This is a genomic window from Caulobacter sp. NIBR2454, assembly GCF_027474405.1.
In the GTDB taxonomy this organism is placed as follows: Bacteria; Pseudomonadota; Alphaproteobacteria; order Caulobacterales; family Caulobacteraceae; genus Caulobacter.
On sequence record NZ_CP114871.1, the window covers coordinates 641,752 to 663,805 of the forward strand.

Annotated in this window: 29 protein-coding genes and 1 tRNA gene; 9 read left to right on the forward strand and 21 right to left on the reverse strand. The window is 65.2% G+C overall.

Translation table 11 applies throughout. From position 1 onward, the window contains the following. Positions 1–16: 16 nt before the first annotated feature. Both typA and O5K31_RS03040 read right to left on the reverse strand, forming a co-directional pair. Positions 17–1,849 carry a translational GTPase TypA gene (gene typA / locus O5K31_RS03035; RefSeq protein ID WP_269715686.1) on the reverse strand — a complete coding sequence of 611 codons (1,833 nt, stop codon included), beginning with the start codon at positions 1,847–1,849 and terminating at the stop codon, positions 17–19. Between the two features lie 450 nt (positions 1,850–2,299). Then, entirely contained in the window at positions 2,300–3,184 is an 885-nt protein-coding gene (locus O5K31_RS03040) for an N-formylglutamate amidohydrolase (RefSeq protein WP_442867750.1), read from the reverse strand. Between the two features lie 125 nt (positions 3,185–3,309). Here O5K31_RS03040 and cpdR point away from each other — a divergent pair, with 125 nt between their 5' ends. The 9 genes from cpdR to O5K31_RS03085 all read left to right on the forward strand — a co-directional run bounded on the left by cpdR (position 3,310) and on the right by O5K31_RS03085 (position 7,337). Beyond that, a complete protein-coding gene (cpdR, locus tag O5K31_RS03045; RefSeq protein ID WP_269715687.1) occupies positions 3,310–3,666 on the forward strand; it encodes a cell cycle two-component system response regulator CpdR in 357 nt (118 codons plus the stop codon). A gap of 70 nt (positions 3,667–3,736) precedes the next feature. Next, positions 3,737–3,811, forward strand: a tRNA-Val gene (locus O5K31_RS03050). A gap of 156 nt (positions 3,812–3,967) precedes the next feature. After that, positions 3,968–4,480, forward strand: coding sequence for a hypothetical protein (locus O5K31_RS03055; RefSeq protein ID WP_269715690.1), 513 nt, complete (start codon positions 3,968–3,970; stop codon positions 4,478–4,480). A 159-nt stretch (positions 4,481–4,639) separates the two neighbouring features. Beyond that, on the forward strand, positions 4,640–4,936 hold the full coding sequence (locus O5K31_RS03060) for a hypothetical protein (RefSeq protein WP_269715692.1): 297 nt from the start codon (positions 4,640–4,642) through the stop codon (positions 4,934–4,936). Further along, positions 4,920–5,303, forward strand: coding sequence for a hypothetical protein (locus tag O5K31_RS03065; RefSeq protein WP_269715694.1), 384 nt, complete (start codon positions 4,920–4,922; stop codon positions 5,301–5,303). Before O5K31_RS03060 ends, O5K31_RS03065 begins: the two co-directional genes overlap by 17 nt. Continuing rightward, on the forward strand, positions 5,303–5,512 hold the full coding sequence (locus O5K31_RS03070) for a hypothetical protein (RefSeq protein WP_269715696.1): 210 nt from the start codon (positions 5,303–5,305) through the stop codon (positions 5,510–5,512). Before O5K31_RS03065 ends, O5K31_RS03070 begins: the two co-directional genes overlap by 1 nt. 18 nt (positions 5,513–5,530) lie before the next feature. Next, positions 5,531–6,277, forward strand: coding sequence for an SOS response-associated peptidase (locus tag O5K31_RS03075; protein ID WP_332367268.1), 747 nt, complete (start codon positions 5,531–5,533; stop codon positions 6,275–6,277). A gap of 634 nt (positions 6,278–6,911) precedes the next feature. Then, complete coding sequence (locus tag O5K31_RS03080) at positions 6,912–7,100, forward strand: DUF3606 domain-containing protein (protein ID WP_269715700.1); 189 nt, start codon at positions 6,912–6,914, stop codon at positions 7,098–7,100. A 3-nt stretch (positions 7,101–7,103) separates the two neighbouring features. Next, positions 7,104–7,337: a hypothetical protein gene (locus O5K31_RS03085; protein ID WP_269715702.1), complete on the forward strand. Its 234-nt coding sequence runs from the start codon at positions 7,104–7,106 to the stop codon at positions 7,335–7,337. 97 nt (positions 7,338–7,434) lie between these two features. On the opposite strand, the gene O5K31_RS03090 is transcribed toward O5K31_RS03085, so the two are convergent. The 19 genes from O5K31_RS03090 to O5K31_RS03180 form a co-directional block, all read right to left on the reverse strand. Beyond that, positions 7,435–7,569, reverse strand: a complete 135-nt coding sequence (locus tag O5K31_RS03090; protein ID WP_269715704.1) for a hypothetical protein — start codon at positions 7,567–7,569, stop codon at positions 7,435–7,437. 40 nt (positions 7,570–7,609) lie between these two features. Next, complete coding sequence (locus tag O5K31_RS03095; RefSeq protein WP_269715706.1) at positions 7,610–8,152, reverse strand: hypothetical protein; 543 nt, start codon at positions 8,150–8,152, stop codon at positions 7,610–7,612. A 9-nt stretch (positions 8,153–8,161) separates the two neighbouring features. Further along, entirely contained in the window at positions 8,162–8,977 is an 816-nt protein-coding gene (locus O5K31_RS03100; RefSeq protein WP_269715708.1) for a hypothetical protein, read from the reverse strand. Next, positions 8,974–9,327: a hypothetical protein gene (locus O5K31_RS03105; protein WP_269715710.1), complete on the reverse strand. Its 354-nt coding sequence runs from the start codon at positions 9,325–9,327 to the stop codon at positions 8,974–8,976. The genes O5K31_RS03100 and O5K31_RS03105 overlap by 4 nt, the downstream gene beginning before the upstream one ends. 31 nt (positions 9,328–9,358) lie before the next feature. Beyond that, the gene (locus O5K31_RS03110; protein WP_269715712.1) at positions 9,359–9,649 is read right to left on the reverse strand and encodes a hypothetical protein; all 291 of its coding nucleotides are present in this window, start codon (positions 9,647–9,649) and stop codon (positions 9,359–9,361) included. 193 nt (positions 9,650–9,842) lie between these two features. Further along, positions 9,843–11,036: a hypothetical protein gene (locus O5K31_RS03115; protein ID WP_269715714.1), complete on the reverse strand. Its 1,194-nt coding sequence runs from the start codon at positions 11,034–11,036 to the stop codon at positions 9,843–9,845. 6 nt (positions 11,037–11,042) lie between these two features. Continuing rightward, positions 11,043–11,276, reverse strand: coding sequence for a hypothetical protein (locus O5K31_RS03120; RefSeq protein WP_269715716.1), 234 nt, complete (start codon positions 11,274–11,276; stop codon positions 11,043–11,045). Between the two features lie 153 nt (positions 11,277–11,429). Then, positions 11,430–13,382: a hypothetical protein gene (locus O5K31_RS03125; RefSeq protein WP_269715746.1), complete on the reverse strand. Its 1,953-nt coding sequence runs from the start codon at positions 13,380–13,382 to the stop codon at positions 11,430–11,432. A gap of 11 nt (positions 13,383–13,393) precedes the next feature. Further along, positions 13,394–14,584: a hypothetical protein gene (locus O5K31_RS03130; protein ID WP_269715748.1), complete on the reverse strand. Its 1,191-nt coding sequence runs from the start codon at positions 14,582–14,584 to the stop codon at positions 13,394–13,396. Between the two features lie 3 nt (positions 14,585–14,587). Next, complete coding sequence (locus O5K31_RS03135) at positions 14,588–15,736, reverse strand: hypothetical protein (RefSeq protein ID WP_269715750.1); 1,149 nt, start codon at positions 15,734–15,736, stop codon at positions 14,588–14,590. Then, positions 15,733–16,113 carry a hypothetical protein gene (locus tag O5K31_RS03140; RefSeq protein ID WP_269715752.1) on the reverse strand — a complete coding sequence of 127 codons (381 nt, stop codon included), beginning with the start codon at positions 16,111–16,113 and terminating at the stop codon, positions 15,733–15,735. Before O5K31_RS03140 ends, O5K31_RS03135 begins: the two co-directional genes overlap by 4 nt. Beyond that, positions 16,110–16,325 carry a hypothetical protein gene (locus tag O5K31_RS03145; protein WP_269715754.1) on the reverse strand — a complete coding sequence of 72 codons (216 nt, stop codon included), beginning with the start codon at positions 16,323–16,325 and terminating at the stop codon, positions 16,110–16,112. The genes O5K31_RS03140 and O5K31_RS03145 overlap by 4 nt, the downstream gene beginning before the upstream one ends. After that, positions 16,322–17,794 carry a hypothetical protein gene (locus tag O5K31_RS03150; RefSeq protein WP_269715756.1) on the reverse strand — a complete coding sequence of 491 codons (1,473 nt, stop codon included), beginning with the start codon at positions 17,792–17,794 and terminating at the stop codon, positions 16,322–16,324. The genes O5K31_RS03145 and O5K31_RS03150 overlap by 4 nt, the downstream gene beginning before the upstream one ends. A 3-nt stretch (positions 17,795–17,797) precedes the next feature. Next, on the reverse strand, positions 17,798–18,445 hold the full coding sequence (locus O5K31_RS03155; protein ID WP_269715758.1) for a hypothetical protein: 648 nt from the start codon (positions 18,443–18,445) through the stop codon (positions 17,798–17,800). Positions 18,446–18,622: 177 nt separating this feature from the next. After that, entirely contained in the window at positions 18,623–19,246 is a 624-nt protein-coding gene (locus tag O5K31_RS03160) for an SPRY domain-containing protein (protein WP_269715760.1), read from the reverse strand. Then, the gene (locus O5K31_RS03165) at positions 19,246–20,616 is read right to left on the reverse strand and encodes a hypothetical protein (RefSeq protein ID WP_269715762.1); all 1,371 of its coding nucleotides are present in this window, start codon (positions 20,614–20,616) and stop codon (positions 19,246–19,248) included. The genes O5K31_RS03160 and O5K31_RS03165 overlap by 1 nt, the downstream gene beginning before the upstream one ends. Position 20,617: 1 nt before the next feature. Next, on the reverse strand, positions 20,618–21,238 hold the full coding sequence (locus O5K31_RS03170) for a phage adaptor protein (RefSeq protein ID WP_269715764.1): 621 nt from the start codon (positions 21,236–21,238) through the stop codon (positions 20,618–20,620). After that, positions 21,238–21,597, reverse strand: a complete 360-nt coding sequence (locus tag O5K31_RS03175; protein ID WP_269715766.1) for a hypothetical protein — start codon at positions 21,595–21,597, stop codon at positions 21,238–21,240. Before O5K31_RS03175 ends, O5K31_RS03170 begins: the two co-directional genes overlap by 1 nt. A 1-nt stretch (position 21,598) precedes the next feature. Beyond that, entirely contained in the window at positions 21,599–21,994 is a 396-nt protein-coding gene (locus tag O5K31_RS03180) for a hypothetical protein (protein ID WP_269715768.1), read from the reverse strand. Positions 21,995–22,054 lie beyond the last annotated feature (60 nt).

Here is a 22,054-nt window from a genome sequence, read left to right on the forward strand (position 1 = left end):
ACCGGGGCCTTCAATCCTAGTCCTCCTTGGCGCGACGCTTGCGGAAGGAAGGGTTCAGCACCTGCTTGCGCAGGCGGATCGACTTGGGCGTCACCTCGACCAGCTCGTCGCTCTCGATATAGGCGATGGCTTGCTCCAGCGACGGGCGACGCGGCGGCGTGAGGCGCACGGCCTCGTCCTTGCCCGAGGCGCGGACGTTGGTCAGCTGCTTGCCCTTGATCGGGTTCACATCCAGGTCGTCCGAGCGCGAGTTCTCGCCGATGATCATGCCCTGATAGGTCTTCTCGCCGGCGCCGACGAACATCACGCCCCGATCCTCCAGGTTCCACAGGGCGAAGGCCGCCGTTTCACCGTCGGAGTTGGAGACCAGCACGCCCTTCGGACGGCCCTCGATCGGGCCTTTGTAGGGTTCGTAGTGGCTGAACACGCGGTTCAGCACGCCCGAGCCGCGGGTGTCGGTCAGGAACTCGCCCTGATAGCCGATCAGCGACCGCGACGGGCAGGCCAGCTGGATGCGGGTCTTGCCCGCGCCCGACGGGCCCATGTCCTTCAGCTCGGCCTTGCGGGTCGACAGCTTCTCGATGACCACGCCGCTGTACTCGTCATCCACGTCGATGACGACGTCTTCGATCGGCTCCAGGCGCTCACCGTTCTCGCCGGTCTGATAGACCACGCGCGGACGCGAGATCGACAGTTCGAAGCCCTCGCGGCGCATGTTCTCGACCAGCACGCCAAGCTGCAGTTCGCCACGTCCGGCGACCTCGTAGGCGTCGGCGCCCGGGGTCTCGCTCACCCGGATGGCGACGTTGGCCTCGGCTTCCTTCAGCAGGCGGTCGCGAATGACGCGGCTCTGGACCTTGTCGCCTTCGCGGCCGGCCAGCGGGCTGTCGTTCACGCCCACGGTCATGGAAATGGTCGGGGGATCGATCGGCTGTGCGTCGAGGGGCTCCATCACCTCCAGGGCGCACAGGGTGTCGGCCACGGTGGCCTTGGACATGCCCGCGATGGCGACGATGTCGCCGGCTTCCGAACCTTCGTCCAGCGCCGTGCGCTTCAGACCGCGGAAGGCCAGCACCTTGGTGATGCGGCCCTGTTCGATCTGCTTGCCGTCGCGGTCCAGAGCCTTGATGGCCATGCCGGGAACGGCCTTGCCGCTCTCGATACGGCCCGTGAGGATGCGGCCCAGGAACGGGTCGCTCTCGATCAGCACGTTCAGGATGCGGAACGGCTTGTCCTTGTTCTCGGCCACCGCCGGAGGCGGAACGTGGTCGACGATCAGGTCGAACAGCGGCGCCAGCGTCTCGGACTTCTCGTTCAGGTCCATCGTCGCCCAGCCGTTGCGGCCCGAGGCGTAGATGTGGGGGAAGTCCAGCTGCTCGGGCGTCGCGCCGATGGCTTCGAACAGGTCGATCGTCTCAAGATGCACCCGGTCCGGATCGGCGTGCGGGCGGTCCACCTTGTTGATGCAGAGGATGGGGCGCAGGCCCATCTTCAGCGCCTTGGTCAGCACGAACTTGGTCTGGGGCATGACGCCCTCTTCAGCGTCCACCAGGATGACGCAGCCATCCACCATGCCCAGGATCCGCTCCACCTCGCCGCCGAAGTCGGCGTGGCCGGGGGTGTCGATGATGTTGATACGGGTTTCGCCCGCCTTGCCGTTCCACAGGACCGAGGTGCACTTGGCCAGGATGGTGATGCCGCGCTCGCGCTCCTGGTCGTTGGAGTCCATGGCCCGCTCGGTCGTCGCCTCATTGGCTCGGAACACGCCGGACTGGGCAAGAAGCTGGTCGACCAGAGTCGTCTTGCCATGGTCGACGTGCGCGATGATGGCGATATTTCGCATAGACATAAGAGTGCGGCTTTCGGGAGCGCGGAAGGAGAGGCGCGGGCTTCTAGCCCAAAGCCGTTCAATATACCAGTGCGCCGCCTAAATGGATGACAGCGCTGTCTACCGGTGTCATAGCGAAAGTGCTGTTTTTTCAGGCGTTTGAGCCGCCTGCTTCAGAAATAAGCAATTGCTGCAGTGCAGCAAAATGCTTGAATTTCAAAGGGTAAACGAGACCTTGAAGGACCGTTGATCCGTAAGGGTTTCTGAAAGTGTCCGAAGAAATTTCTGCTTTCGAGTGCAAAAAAGTGCTTGAGGCTTTGTGCGCCGCACCCTATAAACATCCTTGTGAGGCGGCTCTGTCGCCTCTGCCCTTCCTGGGCGTTTCCTCCCTAATGAACTGCGGCGCCTTTTGGCGCCGCTTTTTTTTGTTCTGGGCCCTGGTACGAGGCCTCGGGAGCGAAAATCAGGCGATCAGCGCAGGTTCGACCAGTCGGCCGCCGCTAGGGCCTCTGTCAGACGGCCCACATCGCGACGCAGGCGTTTCAGCCCGTCGGTGGCCGTCAGGCTCTTCTCATCCATATAGAGCGCGCGGCTCAGCTCGATCTGCAGCGCATGGGTTTTCAAGTGCGGCCGGCCATAGTGCTCGGTGGTCCAGCCGCCGGCATAGGGCGCGTTCCGCGCCACCCGATAGCCCATGGCGGTCAGGGTCTTCTCGGCCAGCCGGGTCAGCTCCGGCGCGCAGGACGATCCGTACCGGTCGCCCAGGATGATGTCGCTCGGCTTGGCGCCCTTGCCCACGGCGGCCGAGGGCATGGAATGCCAGTCGATCAGCACCGCCACCCCATGCGCCGCGCGCGCCTCGGCCAACAGATGGCCAAGCGCGTCGTGATAAGGCCCGTGCGCCGTCTCGATGCGCTGCTTGGCCTCGGCGAAGCTCAGCTTGCGCGAATAGATCTCCCGCCCTTCCGCCACCACGCGGGCGATGGAGCCAAGCCCCGCCGCCACGCGCGCCGACCGGCCTCGCGCGAATTCGGGCAGTTCGTCCTCGAACATGGCCGGGTCCAGTTCCCAGGCCTCACGGTTCAGGTCCACATAGGCCCGCGCGAAGGTCGCCTGGATCACCGCCGCGCCCTTGGCCGGAGCGGGCGCGATCAGCTCATCCACGAAGGCGTCCTCGGACACCCGGATGTCCTGCGGCCCAAGGGCCGAGGCCGCCATCATCTCCGCCGGATAGACGCGGCCTGAGTGGGGAGAGGCGAAAACCAGCGGCGTCGGCGGGGGCGATCCGGCCCGCGACAGCAGGAATGGAGCCAGCGCCGGCTCGTTCTCTTCCGCGGTCGTGGGCGCCGTGCTCAAGGTTCGTCCGCGGTCCGTTAAGGTTAAAGAGTCGCAGTCCTGTGGATAGCTGCCGCGCTTTATGGGCGATTTGCGCCGCTTGGCCTAGAATACCCTACGAATCTCTCATCCGAGCCCAGCAAACCATGCCCAAGATCCTGCTCGCCGAAGACGACGACTCCCTGCGCGGCTTCCTGGCCCGCGCCCTGGAGCGCGCCGGCTACGAAGTCACCGCCTGCGCTGACGGCGAGGAGGCGGTGGGTCATCTGGAAGAAAACTGGGACCTGCTGCTGACCGATATCGTCATGCCGGGCATGGATGGGATCGAGGTGGCCCGCCAGGCCGCCGCCCGCCAGCCGGACATGCGCATCATGTTCATCACCGGCTTCGCCGCCGTCGCCCTGGCCGCCGCCGACCGCACCCCGGCGGGCGCCAAGGTGCTGTCCAAGCCCATCCACCTGCGCGAAATCGTGGGTGAGGTGGAACGGATGATGGCGGCTTAAAACACCCTTGCCACGGCAAAAGGCGGGGGCTATATCCCCCGCCTCCCGCAGCCTTTTTGGTTGCTCCGGCGGACGCGTAGCTCAGCGGGAGAGCACCTCGTTGACATCGAGGGGGTCACAGGTTCAATCCCTGTCGCGTCCACCATTTTCCCAAATTCTTTCAGCTATTTAGTGGGTTAGCCGCTCGGCTCCTCGCGTCCGTCCCCCAGAAATTCCCCCGTCTTCCTGTGGATTAGTCCACCGCAACGACGCCTTGCGCACCCTTCTTCGAGCCAGCTTAAGTGGCCCGGCGGAGGTGACCATGCGGGTCGTTGTCGACAATTCACCTGAGGACTTGGCGCGGCGAGAGGCCTCAGATCGCTTCGAGCAGGCACTAGTCAGCCTGACCGCCAACCTCATCCGCGTCGCTCGCGGGGCAGGGCAGGGGTACGAAGTGCCTCGTCAGACCGCCGAATTGGTCCGCGCGCTGTCGGCCTACTGGGACGCCTTCGGGCACTACCCACCCACCGATACCTACAACACGGTCCTGAACTGGGAGAAGCCGTACAACCCCGACTTACCGGATGGCGAAGGTCTCCGTGAGAGCGGCCTGGAGGCCATCACACGCGGCTCGCTGCAGATTGTTGCGTCACGCCTTCTAGGCCAGCACCTCCAAATTGCGGCGGGCGAAAGCCAAGTGGCGGCCGGCATGAGGTTCGTTGAAGAGGGCCGAGAAATCTCGCGGAAGGCCTGGGCAGCGAAGCGGGCCGCAGCGGCGCCTAAGGCGAAGGTCATCAAGAAGAAGCGCGGCGGTCCGCCCAAACCTTCGTGGTAGGCCGGCCCGGATCGCCCGAACAAAAAGAGAACAAATAGCTCGACTCTCCGAGATCGCTGGGTAGAGGATGCAGCTCTCAGGAGGTTTCCATGACTGCCCAACATCCCGCCGGGCCCCGGCGGAAGAACGCCGCCCCATGCTCTCTGCGGAGGCGCTGAGATGCCGAGGAACCGCTACAGCATCGGCAAGCCCTACGGCCGCGTCCTGGTGGCGCGGGTGACGCGCGTCGTCATCCGACCGGGACAGCATCATTTCCGACTGCACGGCTTGGGCGGCCCCGGAAACGCCTCGACAGACATCATAGACGCCGAAGATGTCCCCGACTTCGAGGGCGACGAGGCATGGTTTGAAGTTCAGCAGGTGTCGGCAAAGCCGTGGCCGTTTTGGCGCGCGCTCCGCCAAGTCGATCCCAATGCGCCTGTAGCCCGGCGGTGGGGCCATGCCCGAATCGAGTGAAAGCGACCGCCGCAAAGCCGCCGCCCTCCCCGACTGGTTCGCTAAGGCCCGCCTAGTGCAGGCGCTGGAGTACCGTTGGGAGATTTACCTGCGCTGCCAGTTCTGCGGAGCGACGAAGACGTGGCGCCGAGACATCATGCTTGGGCGGCTTCGCAAGTCGCTCAACATGACCTTCGCCGAAATCCAGCGCCGGGCCAGATGCGAGCGGTGTCAGGGTGCGATGCCGATCATGGGGACGTCCGGGCCGCAGGAGCCGGGTTCCTGCGCTGATGTCTGGCGCCGTGAGGTCATTGAGGTCCTCCTCGACGCCGGCCTGAGCCCGGCCGACTACGGCTATGGCTGGCGACCGCAAGCCCATGTGCGCTGATGGCGATGATGGACCCCAGGGTCGGCCGGATCGTCGGCGACCTGACAATCTGGTGTCGGGCATGCGGCTACCGCGTCAGCTGGCCAGCGAAGATGGCGGTCAAGAAGCTGGGCCCGGACACCCGGCCGGCCTACGTCCGGCTTCGCTGCTCGGCTTGCGGGGCGCGATCCAAGGACGGCAAGATCGTTATCGACGGCAAGATGCGCTGACCGGAGACTGAAACCGACGTGTGCAACCTCTACTCCCAACGCAAAGGTCGCGCGGCAATCATCGACATAACCCGGGCTATGCACGACCGCGCCGGCAACCAGGCTGAACTTCCCGGGATCTACCCTGACAAGGACGCCCCGATCGTCCGGGAAGCCGCTGACGGCCGCGAGCTGGCCTTGGCTCGGTGGGGAATGCCCAGCTCGAAGAAGGCGCTCCTGGACGCCGCCACCAAGCGCGCGGACAAGCTTCGCGCCAAGGGGCAAGAGGTGGATTTCGCCGAGCTGCTGCGCAAAGAGCCGGACAGCGGCACGACCAATATCCGCAACACCGCGAGCGCGCACTGGAAGCCGTGGCTCGGGCCCGCCAACCGATGCCTCGTACCCTTCACAGCATTCAGTGAGCCCGACCAGGCCGGGGGCTCTCCCGACTGGGCGTGGTTCGCCTTGGACGAAAGCAGGCCCCTCGCCTTCTTTGCCGGCATCTGGACCGGGTGGACCTGCGTCCGGAAGATCAAGGAGGGCGAGATCAGCTGCGACCTGTTCGGCTTCCTGACGACGGAGCCGAACGCCGAGGTCGCGGCCTTCCACCCTAAGGCCATGCCTGTGATCCTCACGACGGAAGAGGAGCGGGAAACATGGCTGCGCGCCCCCTGGGATGAGGCCAAAGCCCTGCAACGGCCCTTGCCGGACGGCGCCCTGACCGTCATTGCCCGTGCGCCGCGGGGCGGCAACACCGGCGTCATGGCCGAAGAAGGCATCCTTTGACGGTCACCGAATGTAACGGGCCAATCTTGTTGTCTCGTTTCAGCGAAATAGATGTCCGACCTGCGGACACCTATTTCAGGGTCTCCGCCGAACCGGCTTGAACTGACCCGACAAGAAATCCGCCCGACCAAACTTCGCATAAAACACAGGAGTGATGGCCTTCAAGCCAAAGTGGAGCCGCCGCCAGGGCGCTTGCATGATCCTCGAAAGACAGAATCTCGATCGCGGGCGAAGATCCGGCCTCGGAAAGTCCTATGAAGACGTAATGTGGCTGATCGGCCTGCATGGTTTTGCCATAGCCTAAAATCGTAGCTTTGGCGATTTAGGATTACTGTCCGAAATACCTAGGCTTATGCAACATGCGGCGACCTGGTCAGCCTATGCCACGATGAACTTGCATAAGCTGGTCGGGTAGGATCAGAATCTCGCCGCGCTCGAAGCGCAGCGATCCAGCCTCATGGCGAAGGTGAATGGTGATCAGACCGACACCACGACGCCTATCGAGCCGCCCTCGCCGAGGCGCTATGGCGGCGGGTAAGCTCGAATCCGCCTGCACTGATCGATGAGATGGTCGCGCCGCACCTGTGATGGAACCGCGCCGCCGGCCCACAGTTCTCCCGCCAAGGAGGACGCTATGTCAGACGATAAGAACAAAGTCGGCCAACCCGACCGCAGCCTGATCGCAATGGGCGAAGATCACGAAGTCTCGTACTGGACCGGCAAGTTCGGCGTAGACCAAGCGACCCTGCAACGAGCCGTCGACCAGGTCGGCAACAGCGCCGGCGCGGTCGAAGAGTTCCTGCAGGGCCAGCGGGCGGGCTGAGCCATGCCCCTGCAGCCCATCAAAATCCTGCATCGCGGCCAAACGTGGAACGGCCACTGGTCCCTGGAGGGCCGCGCGCTGAAGCTCGACAGCGCCTATGGGTCAGTCACCCTGGACGCGAGGCGGCGACGCCCTGAGATCGTTGCAGCAGAAGCGCTCACGGAAATGGTCGATCAATGGTGCAAATCCGCGACCGCTCCCGCCCGGACCAAAGCGCCGCCGCGCCGCAAGCCCTAGATGCAGAAAAGCCCGCCAACCCCTTTCGGGGCGGCGGGCTCTGTGTTCGCTCAAGCCCGAAGGCGAGCGCTATGTGAAGTGCGCCGGCTGGGCGCTGCTACGTCGGACAGTTTCGTCGGGCCGTGTCGATACGGCGCCAGCCCGCCTGCCCCCACCCTCGCTCTTGGACCAGCCAGCCGAGGAAGGCCTTGGCCGGGGCCTCGCCCAGCACGTCGAGAACCGCGCCCTGCACCGCCTCCAGGCTCAGGCCCTCGGGCAGCTGGGGTTCCGCCTCACTTGGGGCGCTGATTTGCGGCGGGCAGAGCGCCTTCGGGGACGTAGGCGCCGTTGTTCCAGAGCTTGCGGGCGGCTTCGTCGTCGCGCACGCCGCCAGGGCCAGACACCCGGCCAGGATCAGAACTCGCATTTGGACCTCCACACGATTTGCGGCCGGCAAGACGCCCCGCCGCGTAGCCTTGGTCGAAAGCCCCCGCTGTAGCCGATGAACGGGCCTGAGCGGCGGCGGTGATGTCTTGGGCGGCCTGGCCTGCCTCTTCGGCCCGGCGGCGCTCGCAGTCGTCCGTCGAGCGCTTCCAGGCGTCTCGATCGCTGGTCATGTCGCGAACGGCGATACGGGCGTCGGCCAGTTGGCCTGCCAGGTTGTCGCGCTGGACCTTCAGGCTCTGACCAAGGATGCCGAGCGGGAAGCCTTGCGGGCCTCGATGCTCGTAGCCGACGCCGCCAGCAAAGGCCGCGGCCATAAGGCCAGCGGTTACGCCGAGCGCAGCAAGGGGTTTGGCGACGGTCTTTGCCGCCAGAAGGGCGAGGATGGACATGGGCAGCTCCTAGGCTGGCCAGCCTGCCGCCATGACGCCCCGCTGAAAGCCGGTCGCATAGCCGGCGATGACCGGTCCGTTGCTGTCAGGATTGATGATCTTGCGCGCCGCGGCGAAGTGGGGCGGCTCGGCGACGGGGGGCAGGAAGGCGTTCAGTGATTTCCCGGTGAACCAGCCCTCGTCCATGCCGGTGACGAGGATTTTCGCGCCGATGTCTGGTTCGAATGCCCGGTCGGGATTGGATACAAGCGATCCGCCCAGGCCCAACTTCTCATCGGCCTTGGCATAGTTGGCCTTGCCGGTGATGTGGGGGTAGGTCCGGCCGCGATAGGTCCAGCCGTCGTTCGATCCAGGGGCGTTCCCCATCCGGCCGTTGTAGACGTGGTTCGCCAGCCCCTGCGGGTTCTTGACGAACGGGGCGGCGCTGGCGGCCGTCGGGAAGCGAGACGGCCACACCGCCTGCAGCCGGGCCGCCGAGGTGTAGTTCAGGTTCTCCACGCTGGTCGGCGCCATGGTCCGGCCCGTCTCGTGGAACGCGGTGGCGAGGCAGTAGGCGACCCAGGCGGGCGGCATGCCCTCGCAGGCCTTGAGGATCGCGTTGCATCCCTCGACCTGGGCGGCGGTCATCTTGCCGCCGAACAGGTGGGCGCGGACGTAATCGAAGAAGGGTTTGGCGTCTTTCAGGCCCTTGGCCTGTTCGGGTATGGCGGGCGGCGGGGCTGCGACTTCGGCCAGGCGTGCCTCTTCGGCGGCGATCTCTGCCCGCACGTCCTCCAAGGCTTGGACTAGGCTGGTCTCGACGCGCTTGAGCCGGTCGAGCGTCATGGCCGCACCCGCTGGCTGGCCGGCAGTTCGCCCTCGGTTGACGCTTCGCGAACCGACACGTCCACGTCGGGGCCGGCGGTGATCGTGGTGGCGCCTGGCGGCGGCGCGGCGGTCGCCTGAGCCTTCTGCACCTCCGCCTTGTGGCCAGCGATGCGGGTCAGCTCAAACGCCTTGCCGATGTAGAGCGCGCCCACGCCCGCGAAGACCGCGCCCATAAATATCGCGCCGTCGTTTCCATCGGTCACCTTGTCGGCCACGACGACCGTAGCCCAGGACGCGGCGAACGACGTGGAGATGATGGCCAGCGGGCGCGCGAGATCGCCCACGGCGCTTTTGATAGCGTCGAGCATTGGTCGCTCCAGATTGTAGGGTGTGGCGCCCTTAGGCGTGATCGGTCATGGCCGGCTGAAACCCGCCCTTGGTGGCGAGGTTGGCCAATTGCCGGGCCATGTTCTGAAGATGGCGATCCATGCTCTTCATCTGCTCGGCCATGTTTTCGTTCTGCACCTGGAGGCGCGTGACCTTCTCCGAAAGCCCCGCCTCCCGGTTCGCCTCGCGCTCAAGGGTCGCGATCCTCTGGGACTGCTTGCCGAGGAAGAAGGCGATAAGCATCCCCTGGCCCGCTAGCCCAAGGGCCAGACCAACGAGGGCGATCCATGCGGCTACAGGCATGCGCAGTTCTCCAAGCCGTCCGGCGGCCGAAAATGATGATGGTTTGGAGGTGGTTGGCGGCTCTCTTCAAAAGCCGCCGCAAAGGTGGTCAGGGACAGGTCCCGGGACGAACCCTAAGCTGCTGTACTCAGTGCTTGAGCTAGAGATGCAGAGCCGCCAGGGATGATCCCACAGCGGAGGATGAGGGACGGGCTCATACGAGCCTCGCAGATGTATAGACCGCCGCCATGCGAAGAGGCGCGTTGAGCTGACCAACCCCCGTGCGAGTGCATCCGGGATATATGCGATCTGCTGTCACTGGCGCGGCAGAAAGTACCGATTGAACCGCAGACCCGTTCACCGAATGACGCAGCGTCGTGCCGTCAAAACTCATCCAGCCATATATGTTCATCGTGCCGTTCAGCGGCGCGCTGGCCAGGCTTTGTCCGCCCACGGAGTCGATGCTCGACTGAATACGATTTGTTGTGTCCAAGCGGATGGCCCCCTGACCGGCGGTCCCGTTGTCCACAGTGAGAATTCGGCGGTTTGTCCCGTCAGTCAAAGCGTCCTTATTCGCGGCCCACTCAAGCGTAAAAGACCCAGAAAAAAGTGACGTCAAACCCGTGATTAAGGGAACTGCGGCCCCTCTCGACGCACTTGCTCCTGAAACAATGACAGGAGGAGTGGCGTAGGCCTTTTCCTCAAGCTGCGTGCCGAAGAAGTACCATTCAGATGCAGCAGCGGTCGGCTGGCGCATGCGGAGGTTACGGGACGTGACGTCGGGGGTGGCCGTGAAGGTCGTTCGCGTGAAGTTTGTCAGCAGCGGCGTCGTGCCGAGCGAAGCTTGTCCCAGGTCAAGAACCGGTGCGCCCGACACGATGTATGCGTAAACGCTGACGGTGTGTGGGTTCAACGTGCCGGCTTGTGCGTTGACTGAGCAAGATTGCCCTGCGACCGACCCGTCACCGACGCAGCGGAACGCATGCGTTACGATGCCCCTGGGGTCCACAGCTTCCAGCGCCGCCAAGACCGGCGCGGGAAGGTCGGCCCGCGCAACCTTGGTGAGGGTGGTATTGTTTGTCCCCATACCCGACGTGCTGGTCGAGGTGAAATTCCAATTCGCACACTTGTTGGTGGTGGCTTCATAGACAGGAAGGCCGGCTCCGGTGACCCCCGGGTTGTTGGCGGGATAGGCGCGCCAAGAGCCGTCGGTCATCTGCGTGAGCAGGTCCTCGCCCGAGCGCGTGTAGCTCCAGCCGGGGAGGTTCTCAGGGCCACCGTAGGGCTGCCCGTTCTGCTGGTAGATTCCGCGAGTGAAGTCCATCACCAGGGCGTTCGCGAACTCGGAGCCGCCGTACGGATTCAGCAGACCGGCGGGCGCGGCCAGGGCGAGGGCTTGAGCGAGCATGGCGGGCTACGCGATGTAGGCCAGGATCGTGGCGGTCGAAGCCGTGCGGAACTGGGTGAAGCCACACTGGATGGCCAGGCCTGCGGGGGCGTTGGTGATGGTCCGCTGTTGCCCGGCCGAGGTGGTGACAACGACGTCGCCCGCGACCAGCACGACGAAGCCGCAGAAGTTGCCGGTGTCGGTGTCGGACTTGGTCGGGACCACGAAGTCGCTGGCGATCAGGTCGTTACGGTGGGTCATGGCTTGCCTCCATAGGCAGTGGTCTGGCGAAATCCCGCCAGTTGTGGTTGTTTCTCGGGATGGAGTTTGAAAGTGGAAGCCCGCTCTGGATCGCCGCCGTGGTCGCGACGAACGTCACTATCGTGACGGTCGGTAAGTGGCTGTGGAGCCGCCTTAAGGGCGGCGCTCGCCCTTCTTCACAGGACGAGGGAGGAGCAGGCCCGCAACCGACGCCGGAACCGCCTTCCGCACCGTCTCAGACACTTGCTCAGCAGCCTGCGATGCCCGAGTTGGCAACTTCGTCAGAGCTGACTTGGATCCGCCAGCAGCGAGAAGCTGCAAGAGCTCGTCAACGTTCTTCCGAGACGCGCGGTTAGCGACCGTAGTCGCCAGCATCCCCACCGGCAGGCCCGCCAGCAGCGGCAGTGTTGCGCCGCCGGAAGTGACGCCGCCGCCGACCACGCCTGAGGTGAGCAGCTTTCCGCCTAGCTTGCGGGGGTCCAGCAGCGCGCCCAGTTCCCGGGCCCGGTTCTGGCCGAAGGTGCCGGCAACCACCTTCTTTACCGCCTTCACCTCATCGGCGGTCGCGTTTTTGATCCGCTTGCCGCTAGTAGGGTCCACCAAGGGGCGCAGACGCTGGCGGATCGTGTTGTCGCCGTTGGCGCCGCTGTATGCCGCTGAGGTGCGGAGGTCCGCCGAGCCCAGTTCGTCCGTCACCGTGCGCATCTTGCTGAACCGCGAGTAGAGGTCTCGTGCTTCGCGCAGCAAGACGTTCGACTTCGCTTCTCCGCCAATCAGGTCGTCGATCTTGGTTCGCATCGCGCGACCAAGCTCGGCTTCCTTACCGCCCGCCGGCTTGACCAGATACTCGTAGATTTGGCCACGCAGGTCCTCGAGTTGGGTGATCGGCAGCCCACCCTTTTGGCCCGCGAGCGCCTTCACACGCTGGGCCATGTTCCAGGCGTCGCCATAGAGAGCGCGGCCGCCTTTGTCGGCGACAAGCTTTTCGATTTCCGCCGCCATCGCCTTGGCCTTGGCGGGGGAGAATACGAAGCCGCTGTCATCGACAGCTTTGTAAGCCGCCTTCATGGCCGTGTGCAGCTGCTCCGGGTTCATAATCTTCGGAGCCTTTGACAGCGCCTTCGCAGCGAAGTCGCCCGCGGCACCCAGACCAATCGCCGCGCCAGCCGACGTCAGCCCGCCGACGGCGGCGTCGCGAACGAGACCCCCGGCATCCTCAGCCTGAGACAACAGGGCACCGGCCGCCATTCCCTGTGGCACGACGCCCCCCGGGAGGGCCATTGTTGGGAGCGTGCCAACCATATTGCCGGCGAACTCGCCGATTTTCCCCGGTGTGAATCGGTCTTGCAGGCCTTCCAGCCAAGCATCCTTGCCGGCCGCCGCCTCCTGACGCGTCCGGTCGCCGGTCAGACGCTCGACGATGTTCGGGCCCGAGCCGAAACCCAACAGATCAGCGCCAGGGATGCCATCGAGCAAGTCCTGCGCTTTCTGGAGCGGCTGGTTCACGCCGACTGCGAAGCCCGCCGCCTGGCTCTTAGGCTTGCGGGGCAGGTCCTCTGGCCGCACGTCGCCTTGGTCCTGGCCAGAGCGCCACGCCAGATGATCGGGGTGGGTCGATTTGTTGATCTCCACGACCGGCGTGTCACCTGCCCCGCCCAGCTGGGCCAGCAGTTCGTCATCCGACATGCCCGACAGGTCGGCCGCCGGCTGAGCCAGGGGCTGGCCGTTCTCATGCTCGGCCATGGCCATCGCCAGGGTCTGACGGACGTTGGGGTCGTTCATATCGAGCGGCGCACGCGGATCGACGCCGAGGCGGTTCGAGACGAACTGCACATAGGCGCCGGTGTCATTCTCCGATGCTGGGGCCCAGCGCCCAATGACGCCCTCGACCGTATTGAGGCCGTGTTTGGTCGCGTAGGTCTGGAGATTGCGGTCAGCCGCAGCCAGGCCATCGTCCATGGAGTTGAACACGGCAAAGCGGCCGTCCGAGCCCGCCATGCCGTTCCAGGGAACCGAGGCTTCAAGGTTCAGCGGGTTGTTGTTGCGGATGCCGCGCGGCTGCTGCGCGCCCTCGCCCAGGGCCGCGAGCAGCTGTTCGTCGGTCATGTCTTCCGGGTTCATCGGATCAGACCTCGCTTGCGGGCTTCGGCTTCGAGGGCGGCGCGGTTGACCTGGCCAGTAGGTCGGGCGCCCGCGCGCGGCTGTTGCGACCCTTGGATGTCTCGGTTCGCCCGCTCACGCGCCAGTCGGATGCCTTCTTTCAGGGCCTGCGGCGTCAACTCGACGTCGGCGCCGGCCATCTGCTCGGCATATTTGCGCTCACCCTCGGTCGGGTTGGAGCCAAAGGCCTTGATGATCTTGGAGACGATCTGCCGGGCCTCGTTCTTGAACGTCTGGGTAGCGGTGACCTTCCGCTCCATGCCGTCATCGCCAGCCAGAGCCATAGCGCGAGCGGCGTTGAGACGCAGGTCCGCACCAAAGCCAGCGATCACGTCGGGCAGCAGGCTTTCCATGTTGTCGAGCGTCGGCAGCATCTGCGTCGCCGCCGTGCCGCGGGTGACAGCCTCGGCCTCACGCTCGGCCTGATTGGTGGCCGCGCGCACGGCGTAGGTCTCGTCGGCCTTGGATTGACCGGAAAAGTCACCGCCGACCGCCAGGCTCTTGGCGATCTTGCGCGGCGCTCCGGTCTGCGTCGGCACGTCGATGAAGTCGTAAGGAGCCCGCGCGGCCTGGGTCGCCCCCTCCTCCGCCGCCTTGCGCTCGGCGATGGCTCGGATAGCGCCGCTCATGTTGCGTACGCCGACGACCTGGCCCTGGGCATTGTAAAGCGGCTCCTCGCCCGGCGAGAGGTCTGGCATGTAGGCTCCGACGTTCTTTTCGTCGTTCGGGTCGACCATGAAGCCGTTGACGTTCTCCAGCTTCACACCGCCAACCCGTTTGCCGATCTGCGAGCGATCACGCTTGTTCACCGGAACGCCGTTGACGATCTCGATGTCTGGATCGACCGCCTTGAGCATTTCGAGATAGGCCTTGCTGTCGCCGCCGGCGGCTTCAAACGCGGCCAGGCGAGGCAGGGCTTCTTCGAGCGACGGGATTTTCGGCTGGCGCTGACCCATGGGGATGCTGGCGGGCAGCTTGCCGCTGCCATCATCGGGGCCAGCCACGCCCTTGTAGATGGGGGCCTCGTCCTCAAAGAGGCTGTCAACGGCGCGCTGGCGCTGCTGGAGCACGGCGGCGGCCTGCATCTTGCGCAGGTTGTCGCTGCCATACAGGAAGCGCTGGGTCTTGGTGGGTTTGAACGGGTCCATCCATCAGCCTCCGATCGAGAAGCCCTTGGCCGGGCTCCATCCAGCGCCGATGCTCGCGCCAATCTTGGTGGTCTTCTGCTTGCTCTTGCCCGACGAGGTCGTGGTCCCGGTCTGCGGAACCAGCCCCATCGTCTGATTGAGGAGCTCCCACTTGCGATAGGGGTCCTCGTAGCCGAGCGCCCAGTCCTCATAGTCAGCGTCGAGACCGCCCTGCGTGATGGCGCGCTCATAGGCGCCGGCGTTCACGAGAGCGCTGGCGTCGTCGTAGGCGTTTCCGCGCAAGGTCTGGGCCGCGTCGAATTGGGACTGATTGGCGCCCAGGCGGATGCCGGCGGCCTCCATGGCGGCGCGCTGGTTGGCCATGCGGGCTTCCTGCTCGGACATGGCGTTGTCGCGGCCGGCCTGGTTGCCGTAGCCCAGGTTGGTCTTCTCCATGTCCTGGGTGAAGTCGGCGTTCCGGCTGCCGACGCTCCAATCCATGCCCTGATTGGCCATGTCGGCCTGAAGGCCGCGCAGCTTGTCGGCCTGGGCGGCCTGGGTGGCGGTCTGGAAGCCCGTGGAGCGCAGTTGGGCCAAGGTGGACGCCAGCGTGCGTCCGGAAGCCTCGGACGAGAGCGTGCGGCGAACAGCCTCGCCGGTGCCGCCCCATTGGCCGTTGCCGACGCTCTTGGCGTACTGATCGGCAATCCGGCCCTGCAGCGCCAGATCGGCGGCGGTCGTCGCAACCACCTCGTCTTCCCAGGGGTCGGTGAAGCGGGCGATGTCGGCCGCCGAGGTCGGCGCGCCGCTGACGTCGCGGATGTCCCCCCGGTTGATCTGCGCTGCCGTGCCGGTGATCGGATTGTAGGTCGAGGCGTCGATGTTCTGGGGCTGGAAGTAGCTCAGGCCGTTGAAGCCGTTCAGCGACGCCGCCAAGTGGTCGCCGGAGACGTTCGAGCGCGCGACGGCGGCCGACTGACCCAGGCCCTCGCGCTCCAGCCCCGTGAGGCCCGCTACGCGCGAGCCGGTGAACCCTTGGAATGGGCTGTCGGCGAGACCCTTTGCGCGGTCAAGGTTGCCATAGATCGCCGATGCGAAACGGGGATCAAGCGAAGTGGTCGACGTATCGCTGTACGAAGACTTGGAGGTGCCTTTCCCGGCGTCGAGGCTCATACCAATTCCTTCATGCAAACAGACATGGGCGCGCCGTAGCCGACGTCCCGAAGAGCCCTGATCCAGCCAGGTCGGCCGGCGATCGTGGCGCGCGTGCAGCCTTCGGACTTGCCCCAGAGCTCAATGCAGGGGCGCATCTCGTTGGCGATCTCTTCCATGTCCCCACCCGCCAGCCAGAAGTGCAGGCTGCGGCCTTGGGGATTGTCGTGAAACATCGTGACGATGGCCGAGCGCTCGCCTGGCCAGAAGACGGCGTCGCCGCGCACGATTTGGGCGAGGACGTCGTCGATAGTGTGCGTGCCGTAGCCATGCTCGAGCGCAGCCGCGATGAGCGGCTTGCACCGCTCCCAAGCCGCTTCCGGGGTCTCGTTGGTCACGACGTGATCTCGGTCCAGACCAGCACGCCGTTCACTAGCTGGCCGCGCTTGCGCTTGTTGTCGCCGGTGTCGGTCATGATCAGACGCTGGGTCGCGCCGATCTCGACGTCTTGGTTCTTCTTATAGGTGGCCGCTATAGCGTTCTCGATCGCGCGGCGCGTCTTGGCTTCGTCGTCGGCGCTGTAGACGGCAGGGGGCGGCGTGAGGTTCACGGGTACGCGTCTCCAGTCAGGACGTACATTTTGGAGTCGCCGATGCGCCAGTCGGTCAGGCGTACGGTCTGATAGCGGATGCGGACCCACAGGCCCTGGAACAGGGCGTCGATCTTCTGCTCGCCCGGAAACGGCCCCACGACCGTCTCGTCAGCGTCGGGCATCGTCGACGGGAAGAAGGTGAACGACATGTCGCCCGGGGTCTTCTCATCAGGGAAGAAGGCCTGGTGCTCCATGAGGTTGGAGCCCTTGCCCAACTGGAAAGGCCCGGTCTCGGCGTAGGGCAGGGGCTGCCCGGTGTAGTCGAAACCGACCTCGTGCTCGTAGGTCATGCCCGTCGGCGAGCACATAAGAGGGTTGGTGAAGACGCCAGCGTCAGCGCCGCAGGTCCGATCCATCGTGCCGATGGTCCAGCAGTTGAGCTGGTAGTTCCACTCGACATAACGATCGATCTCGATGGCGGCCGACGACGGGTACATGAACCGCACCGACTTCGCCGCGGCGAGGTGAACGGCGGTGATTTTCGCCTTCTGCGCCGGATTGATGTTGTTGAACACCACGTCCCAGACCTCGCAGGGCAGGGTCTGGACGTAGCCGTTGTAGACGAAGAACGAGTTGGCCCCCATCCAGACTACGCCCTGGTCGTAGTCGGCGATCGCCGCGCGGGAGATAATGCCGTTCCCGGCGGAGCCCTGGCGCAGATACTCGTGAACGTCCGGGTAGCCGACGTAGCGCATCAGCCAGCAGTCGGTGTTGGTGAGCAGCAGCGAGCCGCCCGTGACCTTCTTGCCGCACATTAACTGACCGGAGGTCCGGAGGGGAAACGACCGCGCCTGGTTATCCAGCGCCGTCTCCCAGACCTCGATATTGCCCTTGTCGCTGTTGACGACCTCACTGCCGCACAGAGCCACGCCGAAGCCGTCGTCAGTGACGAAGAAGAATTCGCAGTTGGTCGGGGCGTTGGGGACCACCTCGCCGGGCTCGTCGGTGTCGAGTTCCCAGCGATAGACCTTCTTGTCGGCGTCCAGGCAGAACACCAGGTCGCCATCCCATAGGTCCATCGAGGGCATGGAGGGCGGCGCTGGGTTGCCCGTGTCAGGACGCGGGGCGCCGTAGGCTCCCCGACCATAGGGGCCGGCGCCATAGCCGGTGCGCACCGTGGAGTCGGCCAAGCCAGGCGTCAAGCCGTCGGGCGTGATGTCGTAGAGGTCCCCTGACGCGTTCTGGACGTAGAAGTTGCTGTTGGTGCCAAAGCCAACCCAGCGGTCACCGTCGGGGTCTTTCCACGCGAGGAGTGCGCGCGGGCGGCCAGCCATCGCGGCGGCGGCCGAGCGAAGACGCCAGCCTTTGATTGCGAGCATTTCGCCGCCCTCGCCCCATCGGACAAGGTGCGCGTCCCAGAACCGGCCCGCGCTTTCGAGCTTGGTGCCGACCCGGACGACGCCAGGCTTCAGCTTGACGCCAAGCATGGGTCAGATGCCCGGCGACGGGTAGAGCGCCCACTTGCCGCCGCCCAACTGGCTGGCAGTAACGCTGAATACTCGAATGTGCGTCACGCGACCGCTGAAATTGGCGGCGGCGCCAGCCACCTTGTAGCTTCCGAGGTAGTTGCCCGAGAGGCTAATGCGACCCGCGGAATGGCCGTTCAAGCTCGGATACCGACCCGCCTCGGTGTAGATCGTGACTTCGCCGCTCACTGCGTCAGTGGCCGCGTGCGACATGCTCCCGATAAAGATCGAGGAGGCGGCCCCGCCGGTGTCGTTGGTCGTCGGTACCGATGAGAAGGTCTCGGCCGTGTAGAAGTAGTCGGAAGCCCCGTTCTTGTACGTGAGACCGCCGTCTGTGCTGAACTGGAGGGCCAGGTTCGACCCCGCGCTTGCGCTGTGGAAGTTGGCGAAGCGGAAAACGAACGCGTCCCCCTCGGTGGGAAGTTCGATCTCGAACGCCGTCGTGGTCGAGAGGATTTCGCCGGACGCGCAGGCCCGAACAAACTTGGCCTTTAGCGCGTCGACGACGTTCTGCCAGTTGGCATTGTTCTTGTCCCCCCAAGTGTCGTCGGAGGCGAACTCCTCGATCAGCTTGATGACGTAGCCCTCGAGGTCGAGGTCGGTATCAGCCATTTGTCCAGGCCTCCGGGATGAGGGCGACTGGCGTCCACGTCTCTGACGTGGCGCTCTGGGGCGCCCAGTTTTCAGGGGTGTCTTGGTCGCTAACCCAGCCGCCGCCGAGCAAGGGGGGGCTATCCCCCAAGCTGCTAAGCGGGAGGGCCCCGACCGGCGAGAAGGCGAACATTCAGATCACCAAGAGAGGAAGCCGGCCGGCTTGTAGAGCTCAGAGCCAGCTTGGATGAAGTCCATCGAGTCGGCGGGCGAAACGGCATAGACGCCGCACGCGGCGAACATCGGCAGGTCGAAGACGCTCGGATCAAGGTTCGTGCCACCGGCACCCGTGGCCGGGTTACTGCCGGCGAATTGCCAGGTGCCCCCGTTGTGGAACCAAATCTTCTTGGCCGTGAGGTCCACCGCACAGCCGACGCGGTCGGACCAAGTCGATCCAGCGACCATCTGGTTGCCGTTGAAGTAGATGAAGCCGTTCCATGAGGCGTAGCCGTAGCTGGGCCCGCTCAGCCCCAGGAGGGCTGCTGAAGGATTGCTGCCGAGGTTCTGCGAAGCCTGACAAAGCCCGATGATCGCGCCGGAACTGGAGCCCACGGGCCCCGCCGACTTCACCGCCTCGAAATACCACTTCCCGGCACTTCGCCCCCTGGCCGAGCGCCCGGTGGCGTAGTTGTTGCTCGTCGTCTTAGTGAGCCGCCGACCGCCCAGGCTTGTGACGGCGTCAGTCCCGATGAGGTCGAAAAGGAGCGGTCCGCTCTCGTCGCCCCCAGCCCAGAACCCGACATCTCGCTGCAGGTGCAGCATTAGGCGTCGTTCCCGGTGTCGGTCGTGATGAACAGGGTGATGCCGTGCAGACGGGCGTCGACGGCCATTGTGTCGGAGCCGTTGGCCGGGTCACGGTAGACCTGGAAGATGACCAGATCCTCAGCGGCTGGAGAGCCGGCCACGGTGACCGCCGCGCTTTCCGGACCCATGTAGATGTCGTTGGTCGTTCCGCCGGTGTCGGTCGAGGTCTGAGCAGTGCCGAACGCCGTGTCGGCCGCATCGTCATTGCTCAGCGCCACAGCCTGCAGACCGAACACCACGCCGAAGTTGGTCGTGGTCGCAGCGTGGGACCAGACCGGGACAAAGCTGATCGTCCCCTCGTTCCACGACTTTGGCATCCGCACCTGAAACTGCGCGAACTCCTGGGTGGTCGGGTCGAAATCCTGGGTCCTGAGCATGACCTTGTTGGTCGTGGTCTCGACAGAGCCAGAGCCTGGGCCGTTGGTGGTGCGCCCGTACCTCGCGCCGGCGGGAATCCAGAGCGCTTGCTTGCCGATCGCCCCACCGCGCGCCGCGGCGACGGTGCCGGACGCCAGATTATCGGCGTTGGTCTGATCGACGTTCTGGACGTTGCCAAGGCCAACGTCACCCTTCACGAGGGTGACGACGCCGGTTTTGCCCGCGACCGACGAGACCTTGTCAGAGTTGTCGACCTTGCCCCAGGCCGAGCCGCTGGAGACGAGCCAGTCGCCCACCTCCCAGTCGCTGAAACCACCGATGCTGGTCGAGCCGGCGACGCTGACGACGTAGTAGTGACCCTTATTGCCCGCTGCCGCTGCCGGGATGGCCGGCGTGTTGGTCGATGCGTTCCATGTGCCTCGATAGTTCAGGGCGCCGAGGATCGCGTCGGGCAGATAGGTCGTGGCCAACTTGGCATCGCTGTCGAGCGGCGCGTATCCGTTGACCTGACCCTTTGCGCTGACGGCCTGGAAATTGGCCGGATTGATCGACGCCGCGGATGCAGCGGCGTCTTCTGCTGCGTCCTCTGCGGCAGCCACGGCCGCCGAGATGTCTCCGATCGCCTCCAATTGGGCGTAGAGGTCTGACAGATATGCGGCAGAAGGGGCGACGAAGAGCGCCGCCGCGCCGGAGAGATTGAGCGGCGAACCGGTCGTGCTCGCCTCGGTCATGCGCGAAAGCGTCGTGCCGTCCCAGACGCCCGTGCAGACCGCAGCGCGGGATGGCCGGCCGGCGCCGTCGAAGCCATCCTCAATGACGAACTGGACCGTGTCGCCGGGCGTGACCGCGCTGAAGTCGTAGAAGGCCGACGAGGCGGCGGCACCCGGCGTGATCGGGCCCAGGCCCTGCGTCGCCGTGGCGACCTTCACGCGGTCATAGAGGGCGCTCATGTCAAACGACCCCGCTGGGGATCGGGACCAGCGTCGCGCCGGTCTCTTCGAAGGTGTCGGCTCGGTCGAGGTCTTCCAGCGCGGCCAGATAGAGGGTGGACCAAGTCTGGATCCGATCATCGGCCTTCAGGTACGGCGCCGACTGGAGCAGCGCGCCGTAGAGGTAGATGTCGGGGTTCTGGGCCAGCATCCAGTTCGTCGGCGCGGCGTCGGACAGCGGCGTCACGCGCTTGTAGTAGGTCAAGCGCGCCGTCCACGAGCCGGATGTCGGTGCGGGGAAGAACTGAAACTCGTCGCCGACCACCGTGTAGCAGGTAGGCGGCCCGCCAACTGGCTCTTCGGTCAGCCACAGTCGGTCCATCTGATCGGGCGTGACGTATTGAAGGTCGCTCTTGGGGCTGGTGATGATGAAGGACCGCACGCCGGCAAAGTCGGCCGGCAAGGCGCTGAACTCGTCGCTGATCGTGGCCGTGGCCCGGCCGATCATCTTGCGCACCCGCAGGCGGCGATTGAACTGCGCCTCGGTGTTGGTGATGAAATCGGGGATTTCGGCTCCGAGATCGCTGCGTCGCAGCCACCGGGCGACCGACGCCTGCAGTTCGGTGTAGGTCGCCAGGCTCATTATCGCATGACCCCGTTCGTGTACCCGATGCGGCCCGGCGCGGTGCGCAGGTGGGCGTAATCGGGATCGTTGAGCTTCTTGGCGAGGCGGTCGGCGTTGTGCGGATCGAAGGCGTCCCAGCCCTCTTCCGCCTGCCACTTCATCAGCAGCATGATCGGGATGGAGGCGACGCGGCGCATGTCGCGCGTCTTGTTCCAACCGTCGTTTTCGGTCGCCAGCTTCTTGTTGTGGTCGAGGATGGCTTCGACGTCCTGGGACGCCGCATAGGAAACGCTCCCATCGCCGTTCACACGGCGCGAGTGGTGGATGCCGTATGACGAGGTGAAGAAGTGCTCGAAGCCGACGGGAGCGTCCGACATCCTACTGAATCTCCGCGAAGCCGCGCTCTTCGAGGTCCAGGGCGGTGTCTTCACCGACGCTGAAGGTCTCGCCGAACTCGTAGTGGACTTCACCAACGCCCGGCACATGCTGGCCGGTGCTGATCTTGCCGGCGCCCTTCTTCAGGACGCGCACGACCACCTGCTTGATGCTGCCCTGGGCGACGACTGACTTGTCGGCCTGCTTGGCTGCGCGGGCCACCAACTCGTCGCGGTCGAGAGCGGTGACGTCCGTGGTGGCGGCTTTCTTCTTCACCGGCTTGGCGGGCTCGGTGACGTCCGTGGTGGCGGCGGCCTGCCCGGTCGTCTGGGCCGTGGCTTCGCCGGAAGCGGCGGCAGCAGCCGCGGCGCTCCCGCTGGTCAGCAGGTTCGGGTCCATGGGGACCTCCTTCGGGATGGTGATGGGGATGGAAAGAAGGGGCCGCCGGTTCAGGGCGGC

Coding starts and splice junctions, on each gene's coding strand:
- typA (WP_269715686.1), bottom strand. CDS start 1,849: ATGTCTATGCGAAATATCGCCATCATCGCGCACGTCGACCATGGCAAG.
- cpdR (WP_269715687.1), top strand. CDS start 3,310: ATGCCCAAGATCCTGCTCGCCGAAGACGACGACTCCCTGCGCGGCTTC.
- O5K31_RS03055 (WP_269715690.1), top strand. CDS start 3,968: ATGCGGGTCGTTGTCGACAATTCACCTGAGGACTTGGCGCGGCGAGAG.
- O5K31_RS03060 (WP_269715692.1), top strand. CDS start 4,640: ATGCCGAGGAACCGCTACAGCATCGGCAAGCCCTACGGCCGCGTCCTG.
- O5K31_RS03065 (WP_269715694.1), top strand. CDS start 4,920: ATGCCCGAATCGAGTGAAAGCGACCGCCGCAAAGCCGCCGCCCTCCCC.
- O5K31_RS03070 (WP_269715696.1), top strand. CDS start 5,303: ATGGCGATGATGGACCCCAGGGTCGGCCGGATCGTCGGCGACCTGACA.
- O5K31_RS03080 (WP_269715700.1), top strand. CDS start 6,912: ATGTCAGACGATAAGAACAAAGTCGGCCAACCCGACCGCAGCCTGATC.
- O5K31_RS03085 (WP_269715702.1), top strand. CDS start 7,104: ATGCCCCTGCAGCCCATCAAAATCCTGCATCGCGGCCAAACGTGGAAC.
- O5K31_RS03095 (WP_269715706.1), bottom strand. CDS start 8,152: ATGTCCATCCTCGCCCTTCTGGCGGCAAAGACCGTCGCCAAACCCCTT.
- O5K31_RS03100 (WP_269715708.1), bottom strand. CDS start 8,977: ATGACGCTCGACCGGCTCAAGCGCGTCGAGACCAGCCTAGTCCAAGCC.
- O5K31_RS03105 (WP_269715710.1), bottom strand. CDS start 9,327: ATGCTCGACGCTATCAAAAGCGCCGTGGGCGATCTCGCGCGCCCGCTG.
- O5K31_RS03110 (WP_269715712.1), bottom strand. CDS start 9,649: ATGCCTGTAGCCGCATGGATCGCCCTCGTTGGTCTGGCCCTTGGGCTA.
- O5K31_RS03115 (WP_269715714.1), bottom strand. CDS start 11,036: ATGCTCGCTCAAGCCCTCGCCCTGGCCGCGCCCGCCGGTCTGCTGAAT.
- O5K31_RS03120 (WP_269715716.1), bottom strand. CDS start 11,276: ATGACCCACCGTAACGACCTGATCGCCAGCGACTTCGTGGTCCCGACC.
- O5K31_RS03125 (WP_269715746.1), bottom strand. CDS start 13,382: ATGACCGACGAACAGCTGCTCGCGGCCCTGGGCGAGGGCGCGCAGCAG.
- O5K31_RS03130 (WP_269715748.1), bottom strand. CDS start 14,584: ATGGACCCGTTCAAACCCACCAAGACCCAGCGCTTCCTGTATGGCAGC.
- O5K31_RS03135 (WP_269715750.1), bottom strand. CDS start 15,736: ATGAGCCTCGACGCCGGGAAAGGCACCTCCAAGTCTTCGTACAGCGAT.
- O5K31_RS03150 (WP_269715756.1), bottom strand. CDS start 17,794: ATGCTTGGCGTCAAGCTGAAGCCTGGCGTCGTCCGGGTCGGCACCAAG.
- O5K31_RS03155 (WP_269715758.1), bottom strand. CDS start 18,445: ATGGCTGATACCGACCTCGACCTCGAGGGCTACGTCATCAAGCTGATC.
- O5K31_RS03160 (WP_269715760.1), bottom strand. CDS start 19,246: ATGCTGCACCTGCAGCGAGATGTCGGGTTCTGGGCTGGGGGCGACGAG.
- O5K31_RS03165 (WP_269715762.1), bottom strand. CDS start 20,616: ATGAGCGCCCTCTATGACCGCGTGAAGGTCGCCACGGCGACGCAGGGC.
- O5K31_RS03170 (WP_269715764.1), bottom strand. CDS start 21,238: ATGAGCCTGGCGACCTACACCGAACTGCAGGCGTCGGTCGCCCGGTGG.
- O5K31_RS03175 (WP_269715766.1), bottom strand. CDS start 21,597: ATGTCGGACGCTCCCGTCGGCTTCGAGCACTTCTTCACCTCGTCATAC.
- O5K31_RS03180 (WP_269715768.1), bottom strand. CDS start 21,994: ATGGACCCGAACCTGCTGACCAGCGGGAGCGCCGCGGCTGCTGCCGCC.